The organism is Colwellia sp. 6M3, assembly GCF_014077595.1.
Lineage (GTDB): Bacteria > Pseudomonadota > Gammaproteobacteria > Enterobacterales > Alteromonadaceae > Cognaticolwellia.
In genome coordinates this window covers 1-10,484 of record NZ_JACGWF010000113.1, presented here as the reverse complement: position 1 = coordinate 10,484, position 10,484 = coordinate 1, and the positions used below count along the sequence as shown (strand labels likewise).

The following is a 10,484-nucleotide window of genomic DNA, read 5'->3' as shown; positions in this document are numbered from 1 at the left end:
CTGTATTTTTTGTTAAGTGGCTACTTAGTAGCTCTTCTGTTTTGATTAGTTTATTTTTTTCTATGTTTTTAATTTCATTAGTTAAATACAGCAATTCGTTTTCTATGCCTGTAAGCACTACATTTACAGAAAAAGTGTAGCTACGGGTGAGTAATACAAGTTGGTTATAAGCTTGGTTTAAGCTTGTTGTTTTATTGGAGAGGGATTCATTTATTACAGAGGTGCTCGTTAGTTTTTTATGTAAGTGATTTAAGTTTTGTTTTACATTTTGTGCTTCATCAAAATTAGGTTTATAGAGGTAGCTTATAATTGCATGTTTTAAATTACTTATTGTGAGTAAAACATCGTTAAAAATAACTTTATTATCATTGTTTGAAGACCCTTCTAAATCACTAATTGTTACTTGTAAGTCATCAATAGGTTGTTTGAACTGAGTAATGTAAAGGTGTTCGCGTTTTTGTCTGTTTACGACAACTTGGCCAAATGTATCTTGGTAATTATTTAAATACTCGCCAAGGCGTATTAGTGAGTTTTGATACTCAGGGGTCTGGTTTTGAGTGTTTGTTTTTAGCTGCTCGAGATTTAGATTTGCCTTATTTAAGTAAAAATTAAATTTGGTAATCGTATTTTCATTTGCATTGTCAATAAATGAAACTGCATGCCCTTGCAGGGAAATAATATCGTTTTCTAAGTTAGTTACAGCTTCACTTTGAATAAGCGCGTTACGCTGCGACTTTTGCAAGTTTAGTAAGGTCGTTTGCGAATAGTTAAACAAATAGCTTTGTAAAAGAAGTAATCCAATCAGCGGACACAAAGCTAATATTATTTTTGATTTAATTGAATTTATTATCATTATCGGCTAATCAACTCATACCATTTTTGTAGACTGTAGTCATAGGTTGGCATAACGGTGTTCCATACTGCTACATTGCTAAAGCGTTTATGGTAACTACCGCCGTTGCGTTGCTTACCCGCTTTTACTGCTACGTCGCCATTTGTATTTAATAAATCTATGTTTGTTGCTTTTCCACCGTACCAGTAATCCCATTCGGCCTGAGATAGAAGTAGTTTAGAGCGTTGTGGGTTACTAATGTAATAACCTTGGCGAGCAATAAATGCACCAGGCCAGCCTGAAAGCCACCAATTCATATAGTCGTAAGCTGCATCTTTTACGCTACTTTGTGTTTGTGACGATAAACACATAACACCATGCCATCCTCGGTAGCCTTCTTTTGGCGCGGCAAAACGAACATTAATATTTTGACTGTTTAACGCAGAGACGGCAGGCGAAAACATACTTTCTATATGGGCACGCTTACTTTTCATAAACTCAATCGATTCAGGGACCGAGTTCCAATAGCCACTAAAATGACCTTGGCGTTTAAAGTCGAGTAATATACTAAACAATCTATCAAGTTCTGGGCGGGTCATTGCACCTATATCGTTAAACTTTATAAGCCCTTTGCTTTGTGCTGCTAGGGCTAGGTCAAATAATCCAATGGTAGGCGCATTTACAATGGCTACTTTACCTCGGTTCTCGTCATCAAGCAGCCAACTCCAGCTTTCTGTTTCGTATGCTATACCGGGCTTAATAAAGTCGGTGTTGTAACCAAAAGAGTCAACATTATGCACATAAGGCAAAAAGCTAATATGATCGCTTTCTTGAGCGCTTAATGTGCCATCGGGTTGAACATTTAATAATTTATAGGGAGCATCACCTGCACCAATACTTGCAGTTTCGGTTAGTTTTCCCGTTTTAGTTAGTGGATTTATCTCGTTAAAGTAGGTGAGTCGTTTTTTTTCTATTGGCTGTATAGAACCTGCATCCCAAAGCACATTAATGCTGTTTGACCATTGTTCGTATAAATCAAAGGAGCTAGGGTCCATTGATGCCTTTTGCAAAACAGCAGCGCTGCCTGCGGGAGTAAATTCTATATTAATACCCAAGTCACTCATCGCTTGCTTGCGAATAGCCTCTTGGAGTGTTACATGCGTACCAAGTACTCTTAATGTGACTTTTTTTCGGGCAAAAACATAAGGCGCATGTGTTATTGCACCAGCTGTTAAACCTATTGCAGCTAGCTTTTTTAGCGTTGAACGCTTAGGGTTGTCCATGTTAAGCCTAAAGTACTAATGTGTGACATTATGTATAGCTAAGAACTTGTAAAGACACAAGTTGAATGGATAAATTTAAAATTATATAGAATGAAAAATTAGAATAGTAGGGTGTCAAAAAACAATAAAAACAATGGAAAAATAGAAGAGTAGAGCGAATTTGAAAAGGAGTAGGAAAGTGGTGGAGCTAAGCAGGATCGAACTGCTGACCTCCTGCGTGCAAGGCAGGCGCTCTCCCAGCTGAGCTATAGCCCCACATTCCTAAGTTACATATAATGTAACTGCTTGACTGCTGAGTTCCAAGCGGGACGAACTTTAAGTTTTTTTATAAAATTGGTCAAGTATTTTTTCGTAAATTTTCACTGTTTACGTCAATTTTTGTTAGACTCGGCTTAATTCAAAACTAAAACGATAAAAAACAATGAAAAAATGTGTTCTAGCGCTTATGGTTTTACTCGCTGGCTGTGCCTCGAATGACGAGCCGCCTTTTGAAATAAATAATAAACAGTTTCACGAAAAGCAAGATGAGCAAGGCAATAAGCTTTTTGCTTATGTTGTTTCGGTAAAAGCTAAGCATCGTGAAAACTTTAACCTAGACCGTGGTCCTAACAATAGACCAAGCCGTGGTGAGGTTAAGCAGTATATAGAGAAAGAGCATTTTGAAGAATCGAGCATTCTGAAGTTGCAGCTAGAAGACCAAGCAGTTGAATTATTAAATCAAGAGCTAAAAGAGCGTAAATACTGCGATAACAAACATGAAGTTAATGATGTTTTATGGCGAGATCTGAGTGTACAGCTAAGAGGGCGTTGCTTGTAATATGTTGGCTGATAAAACGAAGTTAGCAGAGCTTTTAGCGCACCTAGATATTGCTTACGATGCAATAGAACATCCGCCGCTACATACTAGCTTAGCGGCTGATGAGTTTATGATTGAGCGCCCAGGTACTCGTCTTAAAAACCTATTTTTACGCGATAACGAAGGCAAGCGACACTTTTTAGTTATTACAGCGCACAATAAGCAACTCGACTTAAAGGCACTATCAAAGCAACAAGGGCTTTCACGCTTAGGGTTTGCATCGAGTGAGCGGCTAGCTAAATATTTAAAAGTGGCTCCTGGGTATGTATCTATGTTGGCTCTTTTAAATGATAAGCAAAACGAAGTGAGCTTATGGGTTGACCAAGATATTTGGCACGGTGATTTGTTTCATTGTCATCCGTTTGAAAACACCCAAACATGGTTGCTTAGTAAAGCTGATTTAGAAACATTTTTTAATTACACAAAGCATCAACCGCGCGTTGTATTTTTACCCTCAAAATAAGCCCACATAATTAACGATAAACCACATAAGCAAACTGCAAGCAGCGTAAACATAAACGCTGTTTGCCCATGATGTTGGTATACCACACCGGGTAATAACGACCCCAATGCGCCACCACTGTAATAAAACGATACATATCCGCCATTGGTTACACTTGGTGGGGCTTTACTGATTTTATTAACGAGCGGTGCGGCAGTTGAATGAATCACAAACATAGCACCACAAAACAAAGTAAATGCGATTAAAAATAAGCTAAGCTGATGGCTCATTAATAAAATAATACTCACACTATAAAAACTAAATACCGCAGTTAATAAATGCCAAGGCGAAGGGACTTTTTTAAGTAACCAAGGTGCAGCAATAGAGGCGAGGGCACCAATTAAATAACCACTGTAAACTAAACCTATGTCACGAGTATTGGTAATTAAAAACGTATTTTGCAATATAAACGGTAAGTAATTAAGTAGTGCAGCAAAGCAAAAAAACATACAAAAAACGGCACCGTAAATTTTAAGTATAGCGCCTTCTTTAAGCTGTTTAATGTAGTCCAGTGGTGAAAGCTGAGACTTTGTTGCTGGGTTCGAAAATTGAGAATGTTTGATTGTTAAAGCTAAGCAAATAAGCATAAAAGCAATTACGTAATAAAAGCTCTGCCAATTCCATAAGTCGCTAAACAAAGCGGCAAGCACACGTCCAAAGTAACCACCAACTATACTGCTACCAATATATAGGGTCATATTTTTTTGAAGTGTATCAGCGCTATAACTCATGCCTATATAGCTAGTCATTGCTGTTAAAGCTGCGGGGAGCGTTAAACCTTGTAAAAATCTGACTAATAATAAAAGCTCAAAGTTAGGTACATAAACAAAAAGTAAGCAGCTAAGGCCTAAAAGCATCATTGCAATACGTAATATAAGTAGTGGATTTATTTTTGCTAAAAATAAACCATAAACGAGCGGGGCAATAGCTAAGGGCAGCATAGTTGCAGTCATTAAGCTGCCAGCTACCGCAGGTGCTACATTAAATTCGCTCGCAAAAAGGCTAAGTAGGGGTTGCGGTGCATAAAGCACAAAAAATATAAATACCGAGCAAACGAGTAGATGAGGTAAACGCATTATATGGCTTGTGCATTTGCTGATTGGTTGTCTGGTATTGTATTAAAAATTGCTTTTAATTGATAATTAAAACCATAGTCATTGCGCTATATCATGGTTTGTTTTAACTAGTTTGCTAGATTAATGTCGATAGCGCTGTTATTTGAACTCGTTGGTGATTAAAATAGCGATAATATTAGTTTTTAGTGGAACAAAGTCATGGGTTCATTACAAGACCAATTGCTTCAAGCAGGATTAACAACATCGCATAATGCTAAAGTTGCTAAATCAGAAAAGCGTAAGCAACAAAAAAAGCAAAAGAAAGGGGCTACTAGCAACCCAAGTGATCTGCAAAAGCATATTCAACAAACCAAGCTAGAGCAGCAAAAAAAAGCTGAAGAGCTTAACCAAACACGCCAAGTGAGCTTAAAGCAGCGCGAACAAGAAGCGCGTGTTAAACAAATTTTAGAGCACCACAACCAAGACGCTATTCGTGGTGAGCGCACATTTAATTTTACTTATCAAAACAAAGTAAAAAATATCGACGTGAACGAGAAAACGCAAAAAGCGTTATCGGGCGGTCGTTTAGCTATTTGTGTACTAGAAGGGCAATTTTACGTACTAGACGACGAACCAGCACGCAAAGTGGCTGAAGTTGACGAAAAGTATATTGTTTTTCATGTAGAGCCAGAAAACAAACCAAAAGATGAAGATGACCCATACGCAGACTTTGAAGTACCAGATGATATAGTGTGGTAATAAGTTATTAAGGGTAAGCTCATTTTTATTTGCTAAAGTATATAAAAGTGAGATAGAAACGAGTTAGCGGTTTTTGGTTAAGTTGATCGTCTAGCGTCGTTTCGTACGTATGCTTTTTATTTGATTGTTTACTACAATCAATAGAACAGTTTTTCTAACCGTCAAAAAAGAAGAGTAAATACAATGAGCAAGATGAAAACACTACTATTAGGCGCGGGTATTACTTTAGCCGCAAGCTTCTCGTTTAATGCAGCAGCTGCCGATGGCGCTGCACTTTATACCGCTAAGAATTGTCAAACTTGTCATGGCGCTGAAGGTAAAGCACCAATTATGGGTATGTACCCTAAACTAAACGGTCAAAACAAAGACTACTTAGTAGCGCAAATGAAAGATATTAAGTCAGGTGCACGTAATAACGGTATGACCATGGCAATGAAAGCAATGGTTGCAACGGTAACTGATGAAGAGTTTGAAGCAATTGCAGATTACCTAGCTAACGTAAAATAATTTACGCAGTTATACCATTTTAATGCAATTGGTATTTTAGTTTTACAAACAGCCACACAATAGTGTGGCTGTTTTGTTTGGTGTTTGCTATAAAATAGAGACTGCTTTAGACTTCTAAACATCTGTTCGTACAGGTTAATAATGTACGTTTTTAAAAGGCTCATTATGTTTGATTTACCCCAACTCGATTTAAAAAATAAAGTATCAGCACAAGAGTGGCAACTTCGTGTTGATTTAGCCGCGTGTTATAGACTGGTAGAGCACTTTCGTTGGGGGGATTTAATCTATACGCATTTATCAGCACGTTTGCCTGGCACCGACCACTACTTAGTGAATGCGTTTGGTTTAACCTTTGATGAAGTAACTGCCTCTAATTTAGTAAAGGTCGACTTAGACGGCAACATTATTGACGATACGCCATTTAGTATTAATCCAGCTGGATTTACTATTCACAGTGCGATTCACGAGGTACGCGAAGACGCTCATTGTGTTATTCACCTTCATACCAAAGAAACAATCGCAGTCGCTACACAAAAAAATGGTTTATTACCGCTTAGCCAATATTCAATGTTTTCACTGCCATCGCTTTCTTATCATGGCTACGAAGGGCTTGCAGTAAACGACGACGAGCGAAAAGTGCTGCAAGATGATTTGGGCAGCACTAACCATATGTTATTGGTAAATCACGGTGGCTTAACAGTAGGCCCAACGGTAGGCGATGCGTTTATGCGCTTTTATGATTTACAGCGAGCGTGTGAAATTCAACTAGCGCTACAATCAAGCTCGCAAGAGGTGATTGAAGTACCGCAACCTATAATCGACAATATTTATAATCAAGCAAACGTAGTACACAGTGGCAGCACCGGCGGGCAACTTGCGTGGCCTGCGATGTTACGTAAAGCGTATCGACTTGACCCTAGTTTTGCAAAATAACCCATAGCGGTTAATAAGGAATTTTAATGAAAGTAAATCGCGTTGAAGTATTTGATATTCACTGTCCTGATAGACCTTCTTGGACACCTGTGTTTGTACGTATTCATACTGACGAAGGTATTAGTGGTGTTGGCGAAGCGGGCCTTGCATACGATTTAGGTCACAGTGCTGCAGCGGCTATGATTAAGGAAATGGCCGACGCCTTTTTAATAGGCCACGACCCATTTCAAACAGAAAAACTATGGTCACGTATGTTACGTGAAAGCTTTTGGGGTTTAGGCGGCGGACCTGTTGTATATGCTGCAATGAGCGCAATTGATACCGCACTTTGGGATATAAAAGGTAAAGCGCTTGGTTTACCTGTATATCAATTGTTAGGCGGTAAAGTTAACGACAAACTACGTACGTACGCATCGCAATTACAGTTTGACTGGGATAGCGAATTTAAAGCGCTAGTACAGCCGCAAGAATATGCAGAAGCGGCTTTAAAGGCGATGGCCGAAGGTTACGATGCAGTAAAAGTAGATCCAATTCAGTACGATAAAGACGGCAATACTTATTACGACCGTACAAAAATAATCTCACGCACTGAAATGAAGCTATACCGTGCACGTATGCAAGCCATTCGCGAAGCAGTAGGCGACGAAGTGGATATTATTTTTGAATGCCACAGTTTACCTGGCGTGACAACAGCCATTCAGTTGGGTGAAATTGCAGAAGAATTTGACTGTATGTACTTTGAAGAGCCAGTTAACTACCTAAACCATTCATTGCATGCAAAAGTAGCAGATAAAGTTAATGTGCCAATTGCTGGTGGTGAACGTTTGTATAATCGCTGGGGTGTGCGCCCGTACTTAGAAGAGCAAAGTATTGATGTTCTGCAACCTGATATTGGTTTATGTGGTGGCTTTACCGAAACTAAAAAAGTATGTGATTACGCAGATATCTTTGATGTGCGTATTCAAGCTCACGTATGTGGCGGGCCTGTTGCAACAGCAGCATCACTGCACTTAGAAACGGCTATCCCTAACTTTTTGATTCATGAGCACCACACTTATGCGATTAAAAAGTGGAACCGCGAGTTATGTTTACAAGACCCACAACCTAAAAATGGTTTCTTTGAAGTGTCAGAAGAGCCAGGGTTGGGTATTGAATTAAATGATGAGATTGTTATGCGTTCTCAACGCGTAGAAATAAAATAATAGTCTTTTAACCTAACTTAGGTCATGCATTAAAAAGCCGGTAAGTGATTAGTCACTTACCGGCTTTTACTTTTTTGGTAAAGTTTTAGCTTGTTATAACTCGTTAATTCTACATTCTACGTCTTTAAGCTCAATAGTGGCTTTACTATCAAGGTGGCGTATATAGCATTGCTTGCCTTTAATCATCAATTCAAACTGATCGGGTGTATTGCGACTTTGCGTGTCGATAATATTATTACCATCCACATTGCTAAGGGTTACTGTGCTGCTGGTAGTAAATACATTCTCAGCTAATTGAGTTTCTTGTATATGTACAAGTGTTTTAATTGCTTTGCTAACGGCTGTTTTATTTGGCTTTGCCAGTAGAGCATGTTGCAGCTTAGGTGTCGGATCTGGATTTTGAGATATGCAGCCATTGAGAAAAAACGCAGAAAATACAACGATTAGTAAAAAGTACATTTTCATAAATTGGCCGTATTATTATAAAAAGAGAGTTTAATATAACTAGTTTTACTTAAACTTGGTAGTAGTGCTTAGCGTTTGCATAGCTAAGGTTATGCCATGTCTTATCGTTTGAGCATAACGCCTTATGGCAGTGCCATAGAGTGTTGTAGCTTGTATTTATTTGGCACACAGGAAAGTTGCTTGCAAACATAATACGCTGCTGGCCAAAGTGATTAAAAAGAATATTAAAACACGCTGCTTGTTGCTCACTGGTAAGTTGTAGTAATTCAAAACCAGAGAATTTAATTGCTATGTTGTCGTGCTGAGCAAGTAACTCAGCACCTTGTTGCCAGTCATTTAAATTACTTGGCAGTCCTGCATGATTAATTATAATCTGAAGCTGCGGTAGCTGCTTAGCGTAGTAAGCTATTTGTTTGGTTATTTCGCTATTTTCAATATCAAATTGAGCTTCAAAATGCAGTTTATTTGTAGCCAATAAATTAAGGTTATTAATACAATGAGGGCTTTTTAGTCTCACTGCATCATCTTCTTCGGTTATATCTCTTATACCACAAAGGCTTGAATGAGCCAGTGCATTTAGCGCGTGATTAAATTGCTCTGCGGGCGCATCAATTTGGTTGTAACTAATAGCCTTGAATGAAAGGTTTTTTAAATGCGAGCTTAGCCAGTTTAACTCGTTTATAGGTGATTGATTATCAAACCCAGCCTCAATGTGCACAATACCCGCAAGTTCAAAATCAGTACTTTTAACAAGTTGCTCTGCACTTATTGGTTGTTTAATTTTTTCTAGGTTAGGCCATGCTGGTGGGTTTTCGCCTTGTAGCCAAGTATATTGCCCCTCGGCAAGATTAAAAAAATGCACATGAGGGTCAATAATTTGCATGCTCATTGGGCTGTATAGCCGCCATCAATACTTTGTAAGCTACCAGTAATAAAGCTGGCATCGTCGCTTGCTAAAAAGCTCACAAGAGCAGCAACTTCGTCGGCTTGACCTAATCGGTTAAGCGGTTGCAGACTTGCTTCCTCGGCAACTATTTCAGCTTTGTTTGCGCCACTTTTTGCGCAGTACGCATCTATCGCGTTATGAAATAGCGGGGTTTCTATTGTGCCAGGGCATACCGCATTTGCTCTAATATTAAAACCTGCGTAATCAAGCGCTGTTGTTTTAGCCATTGAGGCAAGGGCATGTTTTGTTAGGTTATACGCAAAAGAGTTTTGCTTACCTATAATTGCCTGATCGGAAGCGACTAATATAATAGCGCCGCCATTTTGCGCTTTCATGCTTGGCAATACGCTTTGTATTGCGGCATAAGCGCCTTTAACATTAAGCGCAAAAAGTGCATCGAGAGTTTGCTCGTCGGTGCTTTCTATATTTGCGCTTAAGTGTTTTCCAGCATTAGAAACAAGTACATCAATACGTTTGCTTTGTTCACAGATAGCGTTGATACAGCTTTGTACCGCCGATACATCACTTACATCACACTGATGAAATATACCGATTTCGCTCAGCTCTATATCAAGGTTATGTACTTCATAGCCATTGTTTAGCAAACGCTTTACTACGGCTAAGCCAATACCTTTTGTACCACCTGTAACGACTGCAACTTTAGACATACTTACTTCCTTTATTGCTAACTAGTGAGAGTGACCGCAGCCGCCTTCAGCGTGCACATGTCCGTGAGAAACTTCTTCACTTGTTGCTTCACGTACCGATATAACTTCAACGTCAAACGTTAGCGTTTTACCAGCAAATGGGTGGTTTAAATCACAATCTGCGTTAAAACGACCAACCTTAACAATAGTAACCTGATGACGACCTTGGTTAGAGCTAACCATTGCTGTCATACCAGGTTTCCATACTTTAACGTCGCCTTGTAGGTGCTTAAGCGGAATACGTTGAATTAAGTCATCAACACGCTCGCCGTATGATTCACTTGGCTCTAGAGTTACACTAAATTTTTCGCCAGCTTCTTTGCCTTCAAGTGCTTTTTCTAAACCAGGAAGCATGCCTTCGCTGCCATGAATGTAAGTAAGTGGCGCTTCGTTTGTGCTACTTTCAATTTGCTCGCCCGCTTCGCTAAGGGTGTAAT

The 10,484-nt window shown here is 39.0% G+C and carries 12 protein-coding genes, 1 tRNA gene and 1 pseudogene; 6 read left to right on the top strand and 8 right to left on the bottom strand.

What is annotated here, in order from left to right; genetic code table 11:
• From H4J50_RS17060 to H4J50_RS17050, 3 genes and pseudogenes are all read right to left on the bottom strand, one after another.
• A pseudogene (locus H4J50_RS17060) lies at window positions 1–853 on the bottom strand (hybrid sensor histidine kinase/response regulator); the annotation flags it as partial.
• Window positions 853–2,115, bottom strand: a complete 1,263-nt coding sequence (locus tag H4J50_RS17055; RefSeq protein ID WP_024605615.1) for a PotD/PotF family extracellular solute-binding protein — start codon at window positions 2,113–2,115, stop codon at window positions 853–855. The gene H4J50_RS17055 and the pseudogene H4J50_RS17060, both read right to left, overlap by 1 nt.
• A gap of 179 nt (window positions 2,116–2,294) precedes the next feature.
• Window positions 2,295–2,370 (bottom strand) — tRNA-Ala (locus H4J50_RS17050).
• A 166-nt stretch (window positions 2,371–2,536) separates the two neighbouring features.
• Between H4J50_RS17050 and H4J50_RS17045 the strand changes: the two genes are divergently transcribed.
• Together H4J50_RS17045 and H4J50_RS17040 are read left to right on the top strand one after the other, a co-directional pair.
• A complete protein-coding gene (locus H4J50_RS17045; protein ID WP_024592478.1) occupies window positions 2,537–2,932 on the top strand; it encodes a hypothetical protein in 396 nt (131 codons plus the stop codon).
• Between the two features lies 1 nt (window position 2,933).
• Window positions 2,934–3,434 carry a prolyl-tRNA synthetase associated domain-containing protein gene (locus H4J50_RS17040; RefSeq protein WP_182194451.1) on the top strand — a complete coding sequence of 167 codons (501 nt, stop codon included), beginning with the start codon at window positions 2,934–2,936 and terminating at the stop codon, window positions 3,432–3,434.
• On the opposite strand, the gene H4J50_RS17035 is transcribed toward H4J50_RS17040, so the two are convergent.
• Window positions 3,401–4,549: an MFS transporter gene (locus H4J50_RS17035; protein WP_182194448.1), complete on the bottom strand. Its 1,149-nt coding sequence runs from the start codon at window positions 4,547–4,549 to the stop codon at window positions 3,401–3,403. The genes H4J50_RS17040 and H4J50_RS17035 overlap by 34 nt on opposite strands.
• Before the next feature lie 198 nt (window positions 4,550–4,747).
• On the opposite strand from H4J50_RS17035, the gene H4J50_RS17030 reads away from it, so the two are divergent.
• The 4 genes from H4J50_RS17030 to H4J50_RS17015 all read left to right on the top strand — a co-directional run bounded on the left by H4J50_RS17030 (window position 4,748) and on the right by H4J50_RS17015 (window position 7,929).
• Complete coding sequence (locus tag H4J50_RS17030; RefSeq protein WP_002957867.1) at window positions 4,748–5,287, top strand: DUF2058 domain-containing protein; 540 nt, start codon at window positions 4,748–4,750, stop codon at window positions 5,285–5,287.
• Between the two features lie 183 nt (window positions 5,288–5,470).
• Window positions 5,471–5,794, top strand: a complete 324-nt coding sequence (locus H4J50_RS17025) for a c-type cytochrome (RefSeq protein ID WP_002957866.1) — start codon at window positions 5,471–5,473, stop codon at window positions 5,792–5,794.
• A gap of 165 nt (window positions 5,795–5,959) precedes the next feature.
• Entirely contained in the window at window positions 5,960–6,727 is a 768-nt protein-coding gene (locus H4J50_RS17020) for a class II aldolase/adducin family protein (RefSeq protein WP_010554363.1), read from the top strand.
• Between the two features lie 26 nt (window positions 6,728–6,753).
• Window positions 6,754–7,929, top strand: a complete 1,176-nt coding sequence (locus H4J50_RS17015) for a mandelate racemase/muconate lactonizing enzyme family protein (protein ID WP_024605610.1) — start codon at window positions 6,754–6,756, stop codon at window positions 7,927–7,929.
• 93 nt (window positions 7,930–8,022) lie between these two features.
• On the opposite strand, the gene H4J50_RS17010 is transcribed toward H4J50_RS17015, so the two are convergent.
• The 4 genes from H4J50_RS17010 to H4J50_RS16995 form a co-directional block, all read right to left on the bottom strand.
• A complete protein-coding gene (locus H4J50_RS17010; RefSeq protein ID WP_024595815.1) occupies window positions 8,023–8,394 on the bottom strand; it encodes a hypothetical protein in 372 nt (123 codons plus the stop codon).
• A gap of 49 nt (window positions 8,395–8,443) precedes the next feature.
• Window positions 8,444–9,283: an amidohydrolase gene (locus H4J50_RS17005; RefSeq protein ID WP_024605609.1), complete on the bottom strand. Its 840-nt coding sequence runs from the start codon at window positions 9,281–9,283 to the stop codon at window positions 8,444–8,446.
• The gene (locus tag H4J50_RS17000) at window positions 9,280–10,008 is read right to left on the bottom strand and encodes an SDR family NAD(P)-dependent oxidoreductase (RefSeq protein WP_010554366.1); all 729 of its coding nucleotides are present in this window, start codon (window positions 10,006–10,008) and stop codon (window positions 9,280–9,282) included. Before H4J50_RS17000 ends, H4J50_RS17005 begins: the two co-directional genes overlap by 4 nt.
• A 21-nt stretch (window positions 10,009–10,029) precedes the next feature.
• The coding region (locus H4J50_RS16995) for a peptidylprolyl isomerase (protein ID WP_182257468.1) at window positions 10,030–10,484 on the bottom strand (455 nt) is incomplete at its 5' end.